Source organism: Lysinibacillus sp. ACHW1.5, assembly GCF_022014815.1.
GTDB lineage: Bacteria > Bacillota > Bacilli > Bacillales_A > Planococcaceae > Lysinibacillus > Lysinibacillus capsici.
The window spans coordinates 1,338,938-1,361,158 of record NZ_CP091777.1 but is presented as its reverse complement, the minus strand read 5'-3'; the positions used below and the strand labels follow the sequence as shown (position 1 = coordinate 1,361,158).

19 protein-coding genes are annotated in these 22,221 nt (G+C 35.6%); 5 read left to right on the top strand and 14 right to left on the bottom strand.

Annotated features, from left to right (window positions below):
* The first annotated feature begins 132 nt into the window (after window positions 1-132).
* Both L6W14_RS06410 and L6W14_RS06405 read left to right on the top strand, forming a co-directional pair.
* Window positions 133-1,131 carry a permease gene (locus tag L6W14_RS06410; protein ID WP_237899934.1) on the top strand — a complete coding sequence of 333 codons (999 nt, stop codon included), beginning with the start codon at window positions 133-135 and terminating at the stop codon, window positions 1,129-1,131.
* Between the two features lie 11 nt (window positions 1,132-1,142).
* A complete protein-coding gene (locus L6W14_RS06405) occupies window positions 1,143-2,069 on the top strand; it encodes a TIGR03943 family putative permease subunit (protein WP_237899932.1) in 927 nt (308 codons plus the stop codon).
* Window positions 2,070-2,103: 34 nt separating this feature from the next.
* On the opposite strand, the gene L6W14_RS06400 is transcribed toward L6W14_RS06405, so the two are convergent.
* Window positions 2,104-3,366 carry an NtaA/DmoA family FMN-dependent monooxygenase gene (locus L6W14_RS06400; RefSeq protein ID WP_237900937.1) on the bottom strand — a complete coding sequence of 421 codons (1,263 nt, stop codon included), beginning with the start codon at window positions 3,364-3,366 and terminating at the stop codon, window positions 2,104-2,106.
* Between the two features lie 219 nt (window positions 3,367-3,585).
* Here L6W14_RS06400 and L6W14_RS06395 point away from each other — a divergent pair, with 219 nt between their 5' ends.
* Window positions 3,586-4,056, top strand: coding sequence for a hypothetical protein (locus L6W14_RS06395; RefSeq protein WP_131519626.1), 471 nt, complete (start codon window positions 3,586-3,588; stop codon window positions 4,054-4,056).
* 31 nt (window positions 4,057-4,087) lie between these two features.
* On the opposite strand, the gene L6W14_RS06390 is transcribed toward L6W14_RS06395, so the two are convergent.
* From L6W14_RS06390 to L6W14_RS06345, 10 genes are all read right to left on the bottom strand, one after another.
* Complete coding sequence (locus L6W14_RS06390; protein ID WP_131519625.1) at window positions 4,088-5,218, bottom strand: CamS family sex pheromone protein; 1,131 nt, start codon at window positions 5,216-5,218, stop codon at window positions 4,088-4,090.
* 281 nt (window positions 5,219-5,499) lie between these two features.
* Window positions 5,500-5,895, bottom strand: a complete 396-nt coding sequence (locus L6W14_RS06385; RefSeq protein ID WP_048389675.1) for a VOC family protein — start codon at window positions 5,893-5,895, stop codon at window positions 5,500-5,502.
* A gap of 220 nt (window positions 5,896-6,115) precedes the next feature.
* Window positions 6,116-7,033, bottom strand: coding sequence for a D-alanyl-D-alanine carboxypeptidase family protein (locus L6W14_RS06380; protein WP_131519623.1), 918 nt, complete (start codon window positions 7,031-7,033; stop codon window positions 6,116-6,118).
* An 88-nt stretch (window positions 7,034-7,121) separates the two neighbouring features.
* Window positions 7,122-8,303, bottom strand: coding sequence for a sensor histidine kinase (locus L6W14_RS06375; RefSeq protein WP_237899930.1), 1,182 nt, complete (start codon window positions 8,301-8,303; stop codon window positions 7,122-7,124).
* A complete protein-coding gene (gene vanR / locus L6W14_RS06370) occupies window positions 8,239-8,931 on the bottom strand; it encodes a VanR-ABDEGLN family response regulator transcription factor (RefSeq protein ID WP_237900936.1) in 693 nt (230 codons plus the stop codon). The genes L6W14_RS06375 and vanR overlap by 65 nt, the downstream gene beginning before the upstream one ends.
* Window positions 8,932-9,151: 220 nt before the next feature.
* Complete coding sequence (locus L6W14_RS06365) at window positions 9,152-9,739, bottom strand: pyridoxamine 5'-phosphate oxidase family protein (protein ID WP_237899928.1); 588 nt, start codon at window positions 9,737-9,739, stop codon at window positions 9,152-9,154.
* A gap of 159 nt (window positions 9,740-9,898) precedes the next feature.
* Complete coding sequence (locus tag L6W14_RS06360) at window positions 9,899-10,699, bottom strand: DUF817 domain-containing protein (RefSeq protein WP_054550667.1); 801 nt, start codon at window positions 10,697-10,699, stop codon at window positions 9,899-9,901.
* A gap of 203 nt (window positions 10,700-10,902) precedes the next feature.
* On the bottom strand, window positions 10,903-12,330 hold the full coding sequence (locus L6W14_RS06355; RefSeq protein ID WP_131519620.1) for an amino acid permease: 1,428 nt from the start codon (window positions 12,328-12,330) through the stop codon (window positions 10,903-10,905).
* A gap of 268 nt (window positions 12,331-12,598) precedes the next feature.
* Window positions 12,599-13,504, bottom strand: coding sequence for an arginase (gene rocF, locus L6W14_RS06350; protein ID WP_237899926.1), 906 nt, complete (start codon window positions 13,502-13,504; stop codon window positions 12,599-12,601).
* A gap of 376 nt (window positions 13,505-13,880) precedes the next feature.
* Window positions 13,881-14,468, bottom strand: coding sequence for a TetR/AcrR family transcriptional regulator (locus tag L6W14_RS06345; protein ID WP_131519618.1), 588 nt, complete (start codon window positions 14,466-14,468; stop codon window positions 13,881-13,883).
* A gap of 126 nt (window positions 14,469-14,594) precedes the next feature.
* On the opposite strand from L6W14_RS06345, the gene L6W14_RS06340 reads away from it, so the two are divergent.
* Together L6W14_RS06340 and L6W14_RS06335 are read left to right on the top strand one after the other, a co-directional pair.
* A complete protein-coding gene (locus tag L6W14_RS06340) occupies window positions 14,595-15,587 on the top strand; it encodes an NADPH:quinone oxidoreductase family protein (RefSeq protein ID WP_131519617.1) in 993 nt (330 codons plus the stop codon).
* 287 nt (window positions 15,588-15,874) lie between these two features.
* Entirely contained in the window at window positions 15,875-17,002 is a 1,128-nt protein-coding gene (locus L6W14_RS06335) for an acyltransferase (protein WP_237899918.1), read from the top strand.
* Between the two features lie 747 nt (window positions 17,003-17,749).
* Here the strand turns inward: L6W14_RS06335 and L6W14_RS06330 are convergent.
* The 3 genes from L6W14_RS06330 to L6W14_RS06320 all read right to left on the bottom strand — a co-directional run bounded on the left by L6W14_RS06330 (window position 17,750) and on the right by L6W14_RS06320 (window position 22,217).
* On the bottom strand, window positions 17,750-20,221 hold the full coding sequence (locus L6W14_RS06330) for an S-layer homology domain-containing protein (protein WP_131519615.1): 2,472 nt from the start codon (window positions 20,219-20,221) through the stop codon (window positions 17,750-17,752).
* 629 nt (window positions 20,222-20,850) lie between these two features.
* The gene (locus L6W14_RS06325; RefSeq protein WP_131519614.1) at window positions 20,851-21,189 is read right to left on the bottom strand and encodes a cupin domain-containing protein; all 339 of its coding nucleotides are present in this window, start codon (window positions 21,187-21,189) and stop codon (window positions 20,851-20,853) included.
* A 41-nt stretch (window positions 21,190-21,230) separates the two neighbouring features.
* The gene (locus L6W14_RS06320; protein WP_237899916.1) at window positions 21,231-22,217 is read right to left on the bottom strand and encodes an ABC transporter substrate-binding protein; all 987 of its coding nucleotides are present in this window, start codon (window positions 22,215-22,217) and stop codon (window positions 21,231-21,233) included.
* Between the last annotated feature and the right edge of the window lie 4 nt (window positions 22,218-22,221).

Sequence of the window (22,221 nt, the reverse complement as noted above, 5' to 3'; positions counted from 1 at the left end):
CGATATAGAGGGAAAGTAAAAGGATGGTAGAAATCAATTTTTACTTTCTCTTTCCTTTTTTGAAGTACTAACAATATCATCTATGTCATATCTTGAATTAAAACGTAACCATTACACTTTAGGGAGGTCTATGTGGAACGTCTCCATTTTTCTAAATATGTATTGAATTTTTGGTTGCTCTTCATTTTATTCCTAGGCATGCTACCACTACTGTTATTCAACGTCTCAGCTCTAAACGACCTTAGTTCCTCTCTACTCAATTTAAATACGATATTTTTAAGTATTTTAATTGAAGCATTACCATTTGTCTTAATTGGAATACTGATTGCTGGCTTTATTCAGATTTTTATAACAGAGGAACATATCCAAAGGTGGATTCCTCGAAACCCTGTGATGGCAGTTATCATGAGTTGTCTTGTAGGTGCATTATTTCCAGCCTGTGAATGTGGGATTGTTCCGATTGTTAGAAGATTGATTGTCAAAGGCGTACCTATACATGCAGCTATAGGCTTTATGTTAACTGGTCCACTTATTAATCCCGTTGTTATTCTTTCTACTTATATGGCATTTGGAAATGATTTAAGAATAGCGAGCCTTCGAATGCTTGTTGGCTTTGTCATCGCTATTGGAGTAGCATTACTTATCAGCTTATTTTTTAAAGGCTCCCAATTTAAGAGCTCTTTACAGCCCTACTCATTAACAATCCCTAGTCAACAAACATCCTTCTTCACCAAATTATTAAATATGGTCAAACATGCCATCGATGAATTTTTTGATATGGGTAAATACTTAATTATCGGAGCATTTTTAGCTGCCTTTGTACAAACCTATATATCTACCAAAACACTCGTAGCCATTGGAGAAGGTGAACCCTCCTCCATTCTAGTTATGATGGGCTTAGCCTTCATTCTGTCACTTTGCTCTGAGGCAGATGCCTTTATTGGCGCATCCTTTAGTGCTATTTTCTCCACTCCATCCATTCTGGCCTTTCTTATTTTTGGCCCTATGATCGATTTGAAAAATACCATTATGTTGATGAGCGTATTTCGTTTAAAATTTGTTTTTTGGTTAATCGCCTTAGTGGCTACAGTTGTCTACATTAGTATATGGATTCTTTCAGCGTATCTCTAAGGGGGAAAACCATGAAATTTCACGTTCAACAAGCGCTAAGAGCCTTCATGTTACTCGCCTTTTCGGCTATGATTGCCAACCTGCATTGGACCGGAGAACTAACAAAATTTATCAACCCTAAATATGAAGGGCTGAGTAAAACAGCCGCCATTTTATTTTTTATACTATTTCTTGTTCAAGTGACAAGAATTATACCTTTTTCAAAGGTTCCCCATTCATGTGATCAAACGGGACAAGCATGCTGCTCCCATCACGACCATGGTCACACAGCCTTTACCCGAAAAAAAATGATAGCCTACCTCATTATCATGACACCAATAATGACAGGCTTCTTCGTGCCAGCAAAAATTTTAGATGCATCCATCGCTGATAAAAAAGGTGGTGCATTTATTCTCACCCAGCAAAATCAATCATCTAAAATAGAGGATTACCTCACTTCAAATGAAACGATTGATGAAAACATCTATGATGAACATGAAGCTGATCCCCGACTGACGGAGGAAAAACAGGAAATGACAAAAAAACAATATGAGCAATTAAAGCAACAGCTATCCCAACAATCCATGCTAAAAATGACCGATGAGGACTACACGATTTATTATGAAGAAATTAATCAAAATTTGGCTAACTATTTGGGGAAGAAAATACAGTTGAAGGGCTTTGTTTTAAAAGAAGAAAGTTTTACAGAAAAGCAACTAGTGATTTCAAGATTTCTTATTACGCATTGCGTCGCCGATGCCAGTATCGTCGGCTTTCTGACAGAGTTTCCTGAGGTCCCTACACTCACAGAAGATACATGGATTGAAGTGGTCGGTACAATTAGTCAAACAACATATGAGGGTACAAGCTTACCTGTTATCCATATTGATGATTGGGTAACAATCGAACAACCTGAATCACCTTATCTTTATCCTATTAATATTCGAATGAGCTTCTAGCAATAAAAGGGCAAAGCTTATGGCTTGCCCTTTTTCAGCTATTAATGGGGGATCGCACATCTAAGCCTAAATGGGAACGTAATGTGCTGCCTTCATATTCAGCTCTGAATAAACCCCGCTCTACTAACATGGGAATAACGTCGCTAAAGAACAAATCCAAAGATTTCGCAGGTCCGCCTGGTATGGCAATAAAGCCATCCAATGCACCCTCTTCATAAAAAGTAACGATTTGATCGACAATATCCTGTGGTGTACCGATTGCTACAAGGTGAGCTGAGCCAATTACCTCTGGACGTGCTAACAATACTGCTACAGTTGGTTCATTGTTTACAATATAACGACGTACCAAATCTGCATGTGTTTTACTACGTACTTGTTGATCTTTTGATGGCAGCATATCAACCGTCACCTGATCTTCAAGTGCCAAATGACGAACATCCATGCCAATCACAGATTCTAAAGCACTGTAGCGCCGCTCAAGTGTTAAATGTGCATGTGCTTGTCGGTGCATTTCGAGTGCTTCTTCATATGTATCCCCTATAAAGAAATAGAGTCCAGGTAATAAGCGAATATCGTCGGCTGAACGACCTACTTCTATAGCCTGCTGACGCAAATCATTACGCATCTCAATACCCACCTCCCTGGCTGGTGTAGCCGCAAAAATCGCATTGGAAACAGTAGCCGCAAATTGCCGCCCAACATCCGACGCTCCTGCTTGGAAGAGTGGAATCTCTCCTGCTGGATGCATTGGGAGATTTAAGGGACCTTTTATATGGAAAAATTCGCCTTTATGCTCAATTGGCTTAACAAGCTCTTTTATTTTCTCTAAATTCCCATCCATTTCTAATGTTTCATAGGGATAACTATGCCATAGCTGCTTAACCACCGCTGTACATTCTGCAGCTTTAGCATAACGCTCCTCGGAAGAAGGCATGGGCTCATTGCTGAAATTATGACCGCCATCTATAGAGGTTACGATATTCCATCCAACTCGTCCTTCGCTAATCCAATTTAAGGACTGCAATTGACGCGCAATCAGATAAGGTGGCGTAAAGGATGTGGAAATCGTTGTTACTAAGCCAATCTGTTTCGTTTCTCTTGCCACCATCGCCATTAAAAAGTTAGGGTCTAAGCCAACTGTTCCTTTCATTTTAGCTATTAATTCTGGATGAGCTGTTAAATAATCCGCCTTAAATACAAAATCTAATTTCGCTGCTTCAGCACGCTGCGCAAATGCAATATGTTCTTCTATCAAGGCACCCTGTTTGCCATGATTACCGTAAACAGCTAAATGCATTCCAATAATAAGGTGTCTTTTCATGGCTACTCTCCTTCTTTTTAATTGATAACGATTATCATTTTCATAATAATCATTCATGGCAGAGATTGCAATGAAATACTATTAAGTTTTTGAAGGTCCTCTACAAATGAAAAATAAGCAACCAAACTAATATTTACTATAAAGTTAAATAAAGGTATCATTGAGATAATTCAAATATATTTAAGCGGAGGAATCATGAGAAAATTTCCCTCTTTATTTATAGTTACTCTTTTTATATTTCCAATTGGTGGAGCATCTTTTATAGAAGATCCTATACTCCAACCATCTATTCCGCCGAACCTAGGTGCTTCTGGTGAGGAATCTTATTCTACCCCCACAGCTGAAAAAAGTGATGATTCCCTTCTTACAACGTCTTCTACCTTTCCAACTGGTCAGGGTTCGATGAGCTTTAATTTTAAAGCACCTAGTAATGGCACTGATACAATTCAAATTTATGTGAAAAATAACAGCTCACAATCTATTAGATTTATATTAACTGCACCTAATGGAACGCTTTGGATAGACGGAGAAATCATTAAATCTGGACAATCATTTACTTCAACTTACGAGTTGGATGCAAGCCAAGCTGGTCAATGGTTCATGAAATTTGATAATAATGATGGTTCTTCAATTACAGTAGATATAAATACAAGTTACGAAATTTAATATGGAGCTTCACCCTTTAGCTTTTTTCTATTCAAATAGGTGATGCAAAAATTTGTTTTTCCGTTGGGTCCCAGAGAACAATTCCAACATCCTGCTTCTGATCGATTACCCGAATGGTGATGGGGATATAGTCAAATAAAATTGTATTTATTTTTGTACTAGTGAGCTGTAACAAGCCAATTAATTCAATATCATTAACCAGTGGTACATGTATTTCTAGATTAATATCTGTTAATTTGCCATCTTCATAACGAAGTTTTCCCATGATTTTAGGATTTAAATGTTTAAATCCACCTTGAATATCCTCTTTAAAAATTAATAATTTATTATACATATTTTGGTCCAAACTATATAAAGCATCTGATGGGAATATATAATGCTTTTTATCTATATCAAACCATTTTGTTATGGTATCTGCATCTTTAGGAATAAAAGTTTCAGCTAAAAATATGCCTGGAATAATATCGTTGATATTAGATTCTTGATATAAAGTTAAATAAATAGGGACTCTGGGATATTTTTCATTTTTTCTAATATCCTCAAGAATCCTTTTAGCTACTTCCTTCCCATAATTTTTAACATCGTTGATATCATCATCATTTTGGTCTACTTTCACTTGGCCTGTGTAAATTAAACCATTGGCATCGGAAACTCGTATATCATAAAATTCATTTAACGAGATCGCGATCGATAGTCCCTCTACTTTGTTATTTTCTTTATTAATAAAATTTTGTTCTAACACATGTGAGAGAATCAAAGGATACTTTTTTTCATCCTCTAGCACATTGTCACTTCTAGTTTCAATGGCTGGATTTAACCCAATACCTTCATCTGTTTTTCTACTTAACCATTGGCTGATCATTTTCTCTTCAAGATATTGACCTTCCTGCATATAAAACTTGTCAGTTGAGAAATGATTCACCGATAAATTCATGAGTCCTCTTTCAATTTCATTAATATTTAAAGCATTATTCATATTATTGATGATTGAACCTCTAGCAATATTTACTTTTGCAGGCTGTTGAATCTCATAGACCTCCTTTTTCTGTATCGATGAAATATACTTTTTCTCATTAGCAGTAACACTTTCGTCCTCACTACTACAAGATGCTAAAATCAATATTGGTGCGAATAAAAATAACATAAAGCTTCTTTTTTTCATTGCTATTTCTCCTTGCATACTATGTATCATTTGATAAATTACCTCATTCAACGATACCAAATTTACCAAAATAAAACATTATATATTTACAAATCTCCCCATTTACCTATTAGATAATCAAAAAAGACCTATGCTCGTTTTCTCGAACATAGGTCTTACTGCTTTCAACTGCTAATGAGTGGGTTTTTCACTACATTGGAGCGGCTCTCACACTTTTAAGAGCGGGTTTTCGCTTCTTTAGGAGCGGGTTTCCTCCTTCTTAGAGCGATTTATCCTCAATACTATTTGGCATTTTTATCGGGCTGGTGAATACCAAATACATTGCCTTCCGTATCAATATAATAGCCTTGCCATGCCATTCCTGGTAATGCGTACTTTGGCATGGCTACTTTGCCCCCGTTTTCAAGAATTTTTGCTTCCGTTACATCATAACTTTCAACACCCATTGTACAAGCAAAGCCATTCAACGCTTGGTTTGTTTCTGGTGGAGGCCCTTGGCGTTGCATTAAAGCACCGTTAATGCCAAGTTCACCATCTTCACCTGTCACGGCACCGAAGTAAGGCATGCCTGCATATTCACTCCAGTCCTGAAATGACCATCCAAAAACTTCCCCATAAAAATCTTTAGCCCGATCCATATCACTTACATGAATTTCAAAATGAACTAATCTCCCCATAGTAACCTCCTTAAAGATGAATGTATTTGATCATATTTACTATATATCATTTTTCTGAAAATTAAAATTAATAAATTATTTCTGCCATACCAACAACACGTTGGTTTATAGAGACTTATATGGAATCTCCCATCTATTATTCAATTCTATTATTTTTACAACTACAAAAAAGTGTGACTAGAAAATGAATTATTCTCTAATCACACACTATTAGGGCTAGTTATAATTGACTATATACCGAAATGGCATCGGTAATATTATATTGCTCCGTTCTAGGGCTGCCGTCCGCTCCTACTGTCACTAGCACATATTCTTGTCCATTTATAAGAGCTAAGCTTGCTAAACATAAGCCTGCATCTTCTGTATAGCCAGTTTTTCCACCTAAAATTTCCCCTCCTGGCAATGCACTTGACGTCATATGCTGAAACATTCGACTGGTAAAAGTAATGCCTTCCGGATGAAGGTTTGTTGATTTTATAGAATATCTTTCTGCTGTATAAACATTTCGAAAATCATCGTTTGTTAAGGCGTATTGTAAAAGTAAAGACATATCCTTTACAGTTGTATAATGATCTGAATGGTGGAGTCCAGTTGTATTCACAAAGTGCGTATTTTTCATGCCTAGCTGCTGCGCCTTTTCGTTCATCAGTTTCACGAATCCACGTTCTGACCCCGCAACATATTCAGCTAAACCTAGTGATGCCTCTGCACCTGATGGTAACATAGAGCCATACAACAAATCTTCTACTGTCAGCTTTTCATTTGGGAGAAAGCCCGCCACTGACGCATTTTCCTCTAATAAATCCCGAAAGATATGTTTAGGTAAAATGATTTCTTCTTGTAAATTGGAAATCTGCTCAATCGCGACTAAAACCGTCATCATTTTTGTCAAAGAAGCAGGATAAATCTTTTCCTCACTTTTTTTATCTAAAACAATTTGATTTTCATCCAAATTCACTAAAATTGCATTCGAACTGTACATATCAAGATCGAGCATATGCTGACTGGCTGTTTGTACTACTTTTGGTGCATGATCTATTTCCTGACGTAAAGTCATTGGCGATTCTTTCAATAGTAAATAAACGAAAATCAGTATGGATAAGAACAATAAACTCAATATACCTTTTCTCTTGAACATAAAAACAACTCCTTCTCTTTATGCTTTTATTCAACCATAAAAAAAGGAGCTTATTTTTAATTTACTATTAGTGAATTCTTAAGGTTTCTTAAGAATTGGTTGGAATCATCACCGTGAATACGGTTGTATCATTACTAGAAGTTGCGGTAATGGTTCCGCCATGGGCCTGTACAATTTCATTAGAAATGGCTAAACCAAGCCCAGCACCTCCTGTTTGGGTAGACCTTGCACTATCTAAGCGGTAAAACTTTTCAAATATCATTTTTAATTTTTCAGGAGGGATCGTCTTCCCTGTATTCGTAAACGAAATAAATGTCTGATTATTTTCGCATTGCACACTAATTTCAATTGTACTATTTGGATCACTGTAGGCAATTGCATTTTTTAAAATATTATTAAATACCCTTGCTATCTTTTTACCGTCTGCATAGATAGTAATATCTTCATCTAATTTGACGATGGCTTTTTGACCCTTTGGTGCCAGTAATGGATAAAACTCGTCGGCCACTTGCATTAACATATGTTGTAAAGGAATAGAATCTTTCTCTAAAATGATGGATTGTAAATTAAACCTGGTTATTTCAAAAAATTCATTGATTAGTTGTTCCAGTCTATAAGATTTATCTAATGTAATCGTCACGTATTTTTCTTTCTGCTCTACCGGCATATCCCTCGCTTCATCTAAAAGACTTAAATAGCCAATAATGGATGTTAAAGGTGTTTTAATATCATGCGCTAAATAGACAACTAAATCATTCTTTCGTTGCTCAGCTTCTTGTGCATCCCTTGCACGCTTTTCTAATTTATATTTCACGTTATTTAATTTTTTCTCCAAAAAATCGAGTTCAGCTGGGAGCTCAATTTCCTTCCCTGACTCATCAGCAAGCATGGTAATACTTGAACTAATTTGATGAAAATATCGGGTAAATCGAGACAAGGCGATATAGAAAATAATCAATAATAATAAAATAAATCCTATCGCAAGCCAAAGCGATTTATTTTGTCGAAATAACACATGATAGGCATTGCTTGCAGCATAATAATCAAGCTGCAAGACATTTTCACAAAAAGCAATAAAAGCATCTGCAAAGGGAGCTTGTAAGACCCCATCAATAAATGCAAAATTAATAAAAAAGCCTATGATGCTAGCGATGACAAGTATCGAAATAATTTGTAGAACCATTTTCCTTTTCAGTTTGCCAAACTCATTTTTCAATGGTATACCCCACTCCCCAAACCGTTTTAATATACTTTGGGTTCTCCGCAGCATCCTTCATTTTTTCCCGTAAATGTCGAATGTGAACCATTACCGTGTTATTGCTGCTAAAGTACTTTTCCCCCCAAATTTCTTGGAATAATTGCTCTGAGCTAATAACTGTCCCTCGATTTGCACATAAATACCAAAGAATAGCGAACTCCGTAGGTGTAAGGGATATGGGCCTTTCATTTAAAAAGACTTGTCGTGTGTTTTTATTAATCACCAAGCCAGCAAAATCAATGATATCTTCCTGTTGCTTTGAACCTTGGTTGTACAAAGTAAACCTTCGTATTTGCGCCTTTACACGAGCAACCAACTCTAATGGACGAAATGGCTTTGTTATATAATCATCTGCTCCCAGAGAAAATCCATTTATTTTATCGATTTCTTCTTCCTTTGCCGTAAGCATTATCACTGGAAAATTCAATGTTTCTCGGATTTTTCGTAAAATAGTAAACCCATCTATATCAGGCATCATAATATCCAAAACAGCTAAATCTACTTTCTCATGCTCAATACATGTCAAAGCCTCTTGAGCCGTATAAAACTTAAATACATGATAGTTTTCATTTTTTAAGTAAAGTTCTATTAAATCTGCAATTTCCTTTTCATCGTCAACAACTAATATATTCAACTGTATTGCCCTCTCCTTCTCCCCGCTTGTTTTCCAATGATTTTTCACAGGCATTATAGCACTTAAGCATGACTATATCTATTATTAGGGTAGTTAGATGAAAACATCTTTCCAGCTCTACTTTTAATAGGTTTATATTAACAAAATCATAGATAGCTTCATAATGAACTATTACTACATCAAAAATAGGCTTAGGTTATATCCCAAGCCTCGCATTTTCTGGTAATTAATTTGTTGGATTGATAGCTGTAGCAGTAGATTTTCGACTCATATCCTGTGTTACCACTCTACCTGCGTAATATAGCATTTGTTTATTTAATTTATTCTCTTTTACAGTTATACTGGTCGGTTTCACTTTGAGAACAAGCGTTTTGCTCCCTAAAGATGACTGATATTTTTCGATATGCTTTTTTGATAAAGGTGCTTGGTAATAATCTGGTACATATTTATCAAGCATTGCCTGCATAGCAGCAGTAGCTTCATTTAAATCAGTAACAAATTCCACCAAACCATTTGCTACTACACTTATATAAGCCGTATCAGTCTTAGCAGGAATAGGGTCTACCATTGTTCCATAATTTTCACTTATTGTGATACATGCATTCCGATTATTTGTTAGAATATCTATTTTTCTTCCTTCGTTGGCACCATGAAAATAAAAACTTCCGTCTTTGTAAACATAATTTAGCGGAATAACATATGGCATATGTTGATCTACCAAACCAAGAAATGCAGTTTGTGCGCCTTCTAATAATTGTTTAATTTGTTTTTCATCTGTACAAGCTCTATTTATCATCCGAATATCTGTTACCATTATCATTCCCCCTATCCTCTTCTAAAAAGGAGTCTACAGCAGTATTGCACGTTAAAAAAGGGACAGTTTGATGAAAGGGCATGGGTACAAGGTAAAAATACTAGTTTATCAAAAGCCCATACTATTTTCTTAGAAGTTCTCTAGTTCTACAAATGAATGTCATATATTGAATGATTTCTTCTCCAAATTTTCACCTACATTACGATAGAATAGTTTAAGTTGCGCAACAATCATAATGCTAATGACTACAAGTAAAAACCATGAACTGATTTTACCAAAATGAACAATCGACCAAGACACCTCTTGATTTGGATAGGACCATGCTCCAAAGAACGTTGCAATATTTTCAGCAATCCAAATGAAAAAGCCAATCAAAAAGAACGATACAACGATGGGCATTTTAAAGACTTTGTTCCGTACTGTAAATTTTACAACAGTACGATAAAACACAATAAATAGTAGTGCCATTAACAGCCATCTAAAATCATAAATAAAATGGTGTGTGAAAAAATTCAAGTAGATAATGGCTCCAAGTGGAATAGCTACATAACTTTTTGGCCAGCTTACAATTTTTAAATCAAACCTACGCCAGGCTTGGCAAATATAACTTGCTACACTCGCATACATAAATCCGCTATATAAAGGCACACCCCCTATTTTTGTCCACGCCTCTTCAGGATATGACCATGAATTGAAATTCACTTTATATAGTTCGAGCACGAGCCCAATAATATGAAACAAGCAAATGACTTTTATTTCATCCTTTGTTTCTAAACCAAATTTATACATCAAGTACTGAGTCAATAGACAGATTGCCAGAATAAAGTCATATCTTCCTACCCCAGGTATTTGAATGGCTTTAGAGAGTGCAAGTGTAGCAAATATCACAACGGGAAAAATACAAGATAATGATTGATGATACGTAAAGACTCCTAAGTCTTTAATAAAATTCTTCAACATGAATCCACCTCAAATGAACTTGTTCATAATTAAATTGCTTCTTGTATGAAGAATAAATGATAAATTATCTTATTTCAATATTTATTTATCGAAAAACAATAAATTTCTTCTCTTATTATTGGAACTATTCTTTGTTAAATACGTCTTTGTTGTTGCTTCTCTATGAAGAAAAGAGTAGCCATGTAAGTAGCTACTCTTTGATATTAAAGATATATTTTTTGATTTAATTTTAATTGGACTTCTTGTTGGTTTATTTCTAAATTCGTCACTTTTTTCACTTTTAAATAATAAACGATATAACAACCAATGAAGAATGCTCCACCACAGTAGAGTGCTAAACGTTGAGCTGGATCAAAAGCCAAGCTTGCCATAACAATACAGTTCGCTAATAAACCTAAAATAGGGATCACTGGATACAGCGGCGCTTTGAATTTTAAATCCTCTACTTTTCCTCCTTGGCGTATATAGGAGCGTCTAAATGCAATTTGAGATGCTGTAATCGCAATCCAACCAATTTGTGCACCTAAGCCTGCTAGAGATAATAACCACACAAAGACTGTATTAGCAGCAAATACACTTGACAGTAAAGACAGACCTGCTACAGCGAGTGTGATTAGTAATGCATTCATTGGGATACCTCTTTTATTAACTTTCCCTAAAAGGGGACTTGCCATCTTTTCGACAGATAGTGAAAACAGCATACGTGTTGCAGCATAAAGACCCGAGTTTGCGACAGATAATAAGGCTGTTAGGATAACAAAATTCATAATATCTGCTGCATATGGAATACCTATGCTATCTAATACGACTACAAATGGACTTTCCACCACCCCTGCTTTATCCATTGGTATCATTGCTGCAAGTACAAATACGGATAACACAAAGAAGAACAGCGTACGCCAAACAGTTTGCTTAATAGATTTAGGTATAGTCTTTTCAGGATTTTCACTCTCCCCAGCAGCAATACCAATCAATTCTGTACCCTGGAATGAAAAATTCACGGTAATCATTGTAATAAGCAGTGCTGTTACACCATTAGGAAACAATCCACCCTCATAAAAATGAGTAAGGAATGGGGCGTTTGTTCCATCTTTCATATCGATTAGCCCAAACATAGCTGCTCCACCAACCGCAAGGAACATAATAATTGCCAATATCTTAATGCTGGAGAAGACAAATTCTGCTTCACCAAATGCTTTTGCTGATAAACCATTCAATACAAAGAGTAATGCTGCAAATATTAGGCACCACATCCATACTGGTGAATCAGGAAACCATCTTTGCATTAGTTGTCCAGCCCCTAAAAACTCAAGAGCAACAGTTACTGCCCAACCTAGCCAGTATAGCCATCCAACGGCAAAACCAGTAGCAGGACCGATAAATTTCGTTGTGTACGTTTGGAATGAACCTGATACCGGCATAGCAACAGACAATTCACCCAAACATAGCATTGTTAAATACATAACTGCTCCGCCTACTAAGTAAGCTAGGATGGCACCAGTTGGCCCAGCTTGGTTAATCGTGTAGCCTGATCCAAGAAAGAAACCAGTTCCAATACATCCACCAAGTGAAATCATAAATAAGTGTCTTGCTTTCATACTTCTTTTTAATTCATATTGTTCTGCTGCCATAAAAAACTCCTTACATTCATTATCTGTGTAAGCACTTTCTTTTTTTCGTACAAAACAGATAACAATCTAAAATTTGAATGTTAATAGATAAACTGTTTTATATATTTTATGAACTGTCAATTTTCTGACAAAATAAAGGCTATTGAATAGCTAAATTGTATTGTAAACTTACTATAGGGAGAGCTACTTTCTTATAGTTGGTTGTCGCGACCTAATTTTTTAAGAAAAGTTCTTCCTTCTGGGATACAAAATGACTTCTATTCATGGCTTAAAGTAATGTATCGCCAAATAGTGAGCTGATTAAAGCTACCGCAGCAATAGCCGTTTTATTGTATTGATCTAATACAGGGTTTGTCTCAACAAATTCTGCTGAAGTAATAATATTTGCTTCTGACAGCATTTCCATAGCTAAATGACTTTCACGATAGCTAATACCACCTGCTACTGGCGTGCCTACACCTGGTGCATCATTTGGATCAAGTCCATCTAAATCTAATGATAGGTGAACACCGTCTGTGCGCTCCTTTAAATAGTCAATCGTTTCTGACATTACTTTCGTCATTCCTAAACGATCAATTTCATGCATCGTGTATACCTTCATACCAATTTCCTTAATAAGCTTTTTTTCTCCTGGATCTAAATCACGCGCACCAATGATAACAACGTTTTCAGGCTTTACCTTTGGCGCATAGCCTCCGATATTTGTAAGTGCTGGATGTCCAAGGCCCAAGCTTACAGCTAAAGACATGCCATGGATATTTCCTGAAGGAGATGTTTCACCAGTATTTAAATCGCCATGGGCATCATACCAAATGACACCTAGTTTCTCATAATGCTTGGAAACTCCTGCTAATGTTCCAATAGCAATACTATGGTCTCCACCTAATACTAAAGGAAAACGGTTTAAAGAAATTTCATGGTCTACTTTTTGGCCTAGCTTCTCGTTACTTTCTGTGACAGTTTTTAAATTTTTTAAGTTTGTCTTTCCTTCTGCGTCTTTATCTTCGTGTACGAAGTCAATAGTTAAATCCCCTTCGTCGTAAATCGAATAACCAAGGCTCTCAAGTCGTTCTGTTACCCCTGCATATCTGATAGCACTTGGTCCCATGTCTACGCCTCTTCTTGTTTGACCTAAATCCATGGGCACCCCAATAATTGTCACTTCTTTATTCATGATGTTTTCTCCTCTCCAATAATTACTTTCACAGTATAAAGAAATTGCAACATTGACTCAACTCGACATTATTTTAAATTTTTATACAGTTTAAATTATTAAAAACATAGATTTTTTCTTGTATAAACGAATGCATAAACGCTATTTCACTGCATAACAAAACATTTTTTCCCTTTTAAGTGCGTATTTTTGTAAAAAATTACTAAACAAAATATTAAAACTGTTCTTTTTTTATAGTTTTTTCCGAAAATTTTGACGGTAATTTTATCTATAAATGCAATATGTTAATAAATATTTTCCAAAATCATTCAATTATTCTTCTTTTTAACGGCAAAAAAAAGCCTTACTACAATAGTAAATAAGGCTTTTCAAATACCTATTTTAATAATCGCACAATACTAGTCAAACAGGTTTCTTTATAAAATTTATGTTGTTCTTCTAAATCGCAGGTTAACCACTGAATTAATGAACCATCAATCATTGCCCGCATCATTTTTGCATAGGTTAAGGAATCAATGTCTGAACTAAAGACACCTTCTCTTTTTCCTAATTCAATAATTTCTTGCCCAATTCCCCAGCAATTCTCATAAAATTTTAAGTTAATTCTTTTGTACTCTTCATTGCTATTTGCCTGAGCTAAAAAATCTAAATAAACCCTGTAAAATTTTTTATTTTCTATAGGCGATACAAATACAGCATTTAAGTAGGCATGAAGCTTGTCAATAGCTGTTTGATGCTTGCCTATTTCTTGTATTTCATAGCTGTAGATTTTGTTCGTAGTGGATTCAAGTAATTCTAATAAAATGTTTTGTTTGCTTGTAAAGTAGTAGTGAACTACCCCTTTTGAGACACTGGCATGATTGGCTATGTCTTGTAGTGTAACCTTATCATAACCTAATTGTGAAACAGCGTTAAAGGCTGCTTTCATAATCTGTTTTTTACGTTCTTCCTCTTTCTTTTTCATAGGAGCCTCCGATGACTTGATAGAAGTTATTATACATGAAGAGTAGCAACAATCCAATTTTATATTGACCGGTCAGAATAATTTTGATACTGTTTAATGGAATAAAATTGTAGGGGGACGTTTACGATGACGGCAGAAAATTTTAGTGCGTTAGTAGTCAATAAAGATGATGCATTTACAGTGAAAGTGAACACGTTAACTTTAGAAGATCTACCAAAGGGTGAGGTATTAATTAAAGTTAGTTATTCAGGTATTAATTATAAAGATAGTCTTGCCTCTATTCCTGATGGTAAAATCGTTACGTCTTATCCTTTTGTTCCTGGCATTGATTTAGCGGGGACTGTTGTTTCTTCTGAGGATTCTCGCTTTAAAATTGGTGACGAGGTCATTGCGACTAGCTATGAAATAGGTGTTTCCCATTTTGGTGGCTTTAGTGAATATGCCCGCATCCCAGCACAATGGATTGTACCGCTTCCAAAAGGGCTTTCCCTCAAAGAGGCTATGGTAATTGGTACTGCAGGATTTACAGCTGCATTATCTGTTCAAAAGTTAGAGGAAAATGGTATTCATCCTGAAAAGGGGAAAATTCTTGTGACAGGGGCTACAGGAGGTGTAGGTAGCTTTGCCGTATCTATTCTTTCAACACTGGGTTATCAAGTTGAAGCGAGCACAGGAAAAGAATCTGAACATGAATATTTACAATCACTCGGGGCTACTACAATAGTAAATCGTGAAGAGGTTTATGATGGAAAAATTAAAGCATTAGGCAAACAAAAATGGGCTGGTGCTGTTGATTCTGTTGGTGGAGAGACACTTGCCTCATTATTAAGCCAAATTCAATATGGTGGGGCTGTTGCATGTAGTGGTTTAACGGCAGGTACACAGCTTCCTACAAGTGTATTTCCCTTCATTTTAAGAGGCGTGAGTTTACTTGGAGTTGATTCTGTTTATTGCCCAATGGACATTCGATTGAACATTTGGCATCGACTAGCGACTGATTTCAAACCAGCAAACCTTAATGATTTTATTCAGCAAGAGGTAACACTACAACAACTTCCTGATGTTTTACCTATTTTACTGAAGGGTCAAGCAAGAGGTAGAATCCTTGTTGCATTATAAGGAGTTTAATTAAGCTTCCTTCTTTATTCTATTTCCCAGAAAATAATTCTAGTTGGCAAATAACAACATACAGCTACTACGCAAAGCGAGCGTGGTAGCTTTTTTATTGTTGACATCTCCCTGACATATAAGCGCTTTATAGTAGCTCATGAACAACCCACTTGTTTCCTTTAGACAAATTTAGGCAACAAAGCTTGTCTAAATTTGTACTAACAAGCATACCAATAGAGTATGTAGGCAGTATTCTGGGAATTCAATACTATAATTAATACTTTGGAGATGATCGTATGAAGCGAGCACATATTAATGAATTAGCTATTACACGGGCTTTAGCCATTCTAGCTGTTCTTCTTATTCATTCTACTAGTACACCTGTAACGGCTTTATCTAGTGACTCAAAATTATATCCATTTTATGTATTTTTCAATATCTCCCCTAAATTCGCTGTCCCTGCTTTTATTTTTTTAAGTGGCTTTGTATTATTTTACAATTATATACAAAAGGATTTAACAAAGGAGCTTATCATTCATTTTTATAAAAAAAGAGTGACCCAAATACTCATTCCTTATCTCTTTTTTTCTATTTTTTATTATGCAGCGATGCAATTTTATGTGACACATGATTTGGTAGACACATGGCGTTCTCTATTTAGTATCGAATTTCTAGAAAAACTTTTATTAGGCAAAGCGTATACGCATCTATACTATATTTTTATTATTGTTCAATTCTATCTTATGTTCCCATTATTCCTATATATTTTAAAGAAAAAACCAGCACTATCTCCTTATTTAATTTGGATTGGGTTCGTTCTTCAATGGGTCTTTATTTTATTAAACGCTGAGTTATGGCAGTATCCCTATAGAGGGAGTATCGCTTTTTCCTATCTCTTTTATTTCTTAGCAGGGGCATTTTTAGGAATTTATTTTGAAAAATACAAAGGATGGCTACAACTAAAAAAAGAAAATTTTCCTATCAAGATACTTTTTGTGTGGTGTATATGGCTAATTTCTACTATATATAATGTTTATTTATATTACTTTGTTTATACATCACAAACCTATATAGTGAACAGCACAATATTTGAGCTAGTTTTTCAGCTACAATCTTTAACAGCCTGTATTGTCTTATTACAGCTTTCTTTCTGGATCTATGATAAATGGAACCATGCTTTTGTAAATGGCTTAATCAATCTAGGAACAGTATCATTTGGCGTCTATCTATTGCATCCATTTTTCCTTTTCCTTTATAGACAATTAAGTACTGGTGGTAATAGTATAATCTATCACCTATGGAGCATTGGTGGCTTTACCTTTGCTCTATTCGTCACATGGATGGTCGTGCTATTGATGGGCAGATTCTTTAAATATCATTGGATTGCCTTTGGACCTATCCCGAGCAAATTCCCTTACAAATAGCCGTTCAATATGCACAGCCAGTCGTCGATTTGTTTCCGTCAACTGGTGTATATTTAGTTGAGAACCTGTTATTTTGTGCTTACCGTTACTGAAATACTAATGTTTCTTCTGTGGTGCATTATTAAATAAGAAGAAACAAATTAAAAAGACCCTGTGGAAATCTACCAAGGGGTTTCATAGTGTTAAAAAAGCAATCAATAAAAAGTGAAAATGAATTTCCGTTGCAGGCTACTTACTTTCCTGTGGGCGAGCGCCGAATTGCTTCCTCCGCTACCACTCCGTTTAGCGTTTTCCTGTCTTGCTATCCCACGGGAGTCAAGTAGCCCTCCCCTCCCCCACAAAAGTGTTACCTTATTAGCAAAGGTTTTCAAATAAAGTGAAGGTTTTATGAAGAGGGGTTATCACGCATCACTTCTCTACATTGAAAATAAAAACCTATCCTTTTTCTAATCATGCAAATCATGGGCTATTTTGATCGCTCTGCTAGTATGAAAAATAAGGAAAAAACACTTTTGCAGAATGGTTGATTGGAGTGGAGCCAGCGTCACTCCTAGGGGATTTAGCGTCTCAGAGGAGACCCTAGAGCGAACACAGCGGCTCATCGGACGCCCCCTGGAAAGGACGCTGGCGGAACGGAAATCAACCTCTCGCCTTGCCTAAAGGTCTTTCTCTCCTATTAGCATGATCTTATTTAAACACTAAAAAAGCCCTGCGGAAATCTCCACAGGGCTCAATGAACGATTTTAATTATTTTGCAATAGAACCGTCTTTTACTTTGTTGTTATTAGCATCAACTAGGTTTGTTGATTTGAATTCAACTACAATGCTGTCTGTTAATGCATAGTCAGCTTTAGTTGTCGCAGTAAGTTTACCACCAGCTACTGTAATAGAAGCAAGTTCTACAGTTGATCCTGCAATTTTAACAGTAACACCTGTTGGAGCAGCTTGATCAGCAATATTTTCAGAGAAATCTACTGTAAATGTTTTGCTATCTACTGCAGTTACTTTAGTAGCAACAGGAACAATATTTTCTTTAAGTGCTACTTGAGCTGTCACTTTTCCACCTTTAAGCGTGTTACCTTTTGTATCTACTACATTGCTAGCTTCAAGTACATAATTACCATTAGCTGTGATAGAACCTTCTGGTAAAGTGAATCTTACTTTCTTCGTACCATCTACAAACTGAAGTTGTGTACCTGCAGGAAGTTCTTTTCCTCCAAGTGTGTAGTTAGCAGCATTTGTTGCTGTTGCTGTCACATCTTTAGCATACTCAACTGTAAATACGTTATTGTCAATTACAACAACTGGAGTAGCTCCGAATACTAATGAATCTGTTGGTGTTTCAGGTGTAGCTTCAAATACGCCTGTTGTTACATTGAAAGTAACAGTATCAGCAGTTACATTGCCAGCTAAATCTGTTACTGCTTTAGCAGATAACTCGAAAGTATATGTTGAATTGCTATCTAGATCAATGTCAACTTTTACAGTGTTTTTCTCTGCACCCTCGATTTTACCGTTACCATCTACATCGAAACCAGCATCTGCTTTTACTGCTGTTTCTTTTCCAGTAGTGTAAGCAATACCATTTTGTGTTTTAACAGTTAATTTCCCTTCTACTTTTACTGGCTCACTAAAAGTAAGGTATAATGCATCAACATCTGTAGTAGCATTTACATCATCAGCTACTAACATTTTAGTAGCAGTAGAAACAAGTGTAGCAGGTGTTAAATCTTTTGAAAGAATAGCATTGAACTCAAATGCATCACCTGCATTACCAGCTAAATCTTTTTGTCCTTCTACTTTAATGTTTGTATTAATGAATGTAGCTGTACCCAAAGCAGATTTAGCATCAATCGTGAATACAGTTTTATCCTCTGTATCTTTAATATCAGCATCAGTTAAATAGAATACAGTTGATCCTACTGTTACTTTTGCATATTCTTTAGTTTCTGCATCTGCATTAAGATTTTGTTTCATTAATTCTTCAGAGAAATCAAACGTAATTTCTGTACCATTCACTGCTGTAGAAACAGTTGGTTTTGAATTATCAACGTCTGCTTTCAAAACTGTGAAGTTAACTGCGATAGGATTTGCGATATTATTAGCGAAGTCAGTTGCACCAACAATGTCTACTTTGTAAGATTGTTCTGCTGTTAATCCAGTAATTGTTAATTTCTTACCAGATAAAGTATAGCGATCTTTTGATAGTTCTGTACCATTTAAGCTGATTGTTCCTTCACTTTGTACAGGCTCGTCGAAAGTGATAACAGCTGTAGTACCTTTAGCTTCTACAGAATTAACGCTTACAGGAGTCGTATCTGCAAATGTGATTAATTTGTTGAACTCTTCAGTTAGAACTTTAGCATCCGCTTTTGTTTTAATTGGTTTTACAGTTACTTTACCATTTGTTAATTTTACTTCTTTGTCAGTTGTTAACGTAACTGTCATACCGTCTTCAGATACTACTGCGTTCGTGATTGCTACACCTTCAACAGCATATTTTGTTGTGATTGCTGCATCTTTTGCATCAACAGCTGTGTTAAATTTCACTTCAAGTTCTTTTGCATTAAGCCCTTTTACAGCTTCTACAGCTGGTGTTACTTCTTGAACTGCATCAATCGTACGTTTTACCATTGTAGCGAATTCTTCGCGGCTAATTTTATCTTGTGGTGCTAATAATGAGCCTTTACCATTGATTACACCATTTTCTACAGCTGTTTCTAAGTAAGATACAGCCCATTTAGAAGCTTTAGAAGCATCTGCAAATTGGCTAAGATCTGCTTTACCTGTTAATTGGTAGCCTTGAACGATAACTTTAGCAGCTTGTTCTCTTGTTAATTGAGCTTTAGGCTCAAATTTACCATTGCCCATACCATCAAATAATTCTGGTGAAGTTGCAAGTACTGCATTATAGAACCAATCATTTTCACTAACATCAGAAAAATCTTCAGTGCCAGTAGCTTTTAAATCTAATGCTTTTGATAAAATTTCAGCCGCTTCTGCACGAGTAAGTGTACCAGCTGGATTGAAGTTTCCTTTTTCATCGCCTTGGATGTAGCCTTTATCAGTTAAAAATTGTACAGCTTCTTTTGCCCAAGATGAAATGCTAGCTGCATCTTGAAATTCTGCAGCTGATGCTACTGGTACGATTGCTGATGCTACAAGCGCTGCTGTAGCTGTAGTTGCGAAAAATTTACGACCTTTGTTTTGTTTTGTCATAGTATATTCCTCCAGAATTTTAATAAATTATATTATTCTGTGAGAACAATATTATCGCGCTATTTAATTATAAAATTATAAAAATATGTATAAATCGTTCCCACAAATAATAATTCAACCAATTATATGTAAAGCAATCTTCTAAATTTTCCATGATTAAATATCCCAATCAAACTGTAATTTGCTTTACAAGACAATAATATAACTTCATTACCAATAAATAAACGCTAAAAATAAGGTAATTTTAATACTGCATTGGTTATATAGGGAATCTTTTCATAAAAAAATTCTAAAATAAGGAAATAATAGTACGAAGAGCGACAAAACTACCCATTTGGATGCGTTTTACAAACAACAACATTTTTATTCAAATCTTCTTCTGTTGTTTTTTTGATATAATAATATTTTTTTCCTATAAAGTTTCATCTAGCACTCTGATAAAGCAATTAATTTTATAGACGAACTACATCTTAAAGGAAATTAGATTAAATAATAGCATAGAAGAAAATATTAATGCATAACACAGATCCCAGTTTAGGAACAGCAAAAGAAGATCGTTTACATCTCCAAAACGATCTCCTTTGTTTTATTGGTTGGAAAAACAAAATACTAGTCTCTTCCGCCATTGGTTATTCAGGCTCTATATCAGTTGCCATTACTGCAACTTTAGGCTCCACAAGCATAATATGACATTCCTTTTCAGCAAAGGGCATGTGTTCCGCTCCTCCAGGAACAATAAACATCTCACCTTTGGATATTTTCACCTGACCATCCCGAAAAGCAATAAACATCTCCCCTTCGAGCACAATAAATACCTTATCAGCCCCTTGATGTTCATGCCATATAAAATCCCCAGCAATCTTCACCACTTTGAATTGAAAATCGTGTATTTCACCAATAATTTTCGGTGACCAAAGCTCCTTTAATTCGGCTAATTTCTCATTTATATTGATAGCTTGATCTTGCATATTCATCTCTCCTTATTTACTTTTGGAAAAGGTTTTTCCTATTATTCGTCCTTTTGTAAGGCTTCTGTTATATTTTGCAAAGCGTACTCGATAGCTAATGGACCTCCAGTAATAGCAGAAGTATCCATTAGATGAATATTCCCTTTTTTTACGGCATTCATATTCTTCCAGACATTGCTTTGATTTAACTCACTCATTAGTGCTTCCTTTTTTGTAATATCACCGATAAGGAAAATATGGTCTGCTTGAATAGTTGAGATGCCTTCAAATGCAGCGAATTGATTATTATTCCCCTTAAATGTATGATCTGGTGTTAGACCCAAACCCTTTTCTTTATCGAAAGCAAGTGTATAAACAGGGTTATCTTCACCAAGAACATTAAACGTTTTTCCGTCCCAAGACAAAATAAGCGCTACAGACTCTCCTTGAATTGACTTTAATGCTTCACGTCCTGTTGAGATATCTTTCATCATTTTATCAATTACTTTTTCCGCCTCATCGTCTTTTCCGATAATCTCGGCTACTGTACGAAGTCCATATTGCCAGTCTTCGTAGATGTCCTGTGATTGCAACGTAATGACTGGGGCGATTTTTTCTAGGGATTCATACAATTTTTCATGATGTTCTGTTGCTAAAATATAATCAGGACCAATCGATAGCGTTTTTTCAATACTAGGAGACAATTTATCGCCTAATTCCTCTGTTAAATCTAGCTTACCGTTTAAATAAGACAAAGTGGATAAATATTCTTTATCAGTAGAAGCTGTAGGTGGCTCACCTAATGCAACTAAAATTTCAGGGTAAAAATACCATAATGAAACAATTTTTTCTGGTTCTTTCTCGATGACAAATTCCTTACCTAGGGCATCTTTAATTGTTCTAGGCCACGCAGTTTCTTCTACATTAGCTGCTGATGAAGATATGTCTTCTGTAGTTAACCCCTTACTTTCAGCAGGCGATTTATGACAACCTCCCAATATACCTGCTAGTAGTAGCATTAAAAATAGCAGTCCATTAATCTTTTGCATTGAA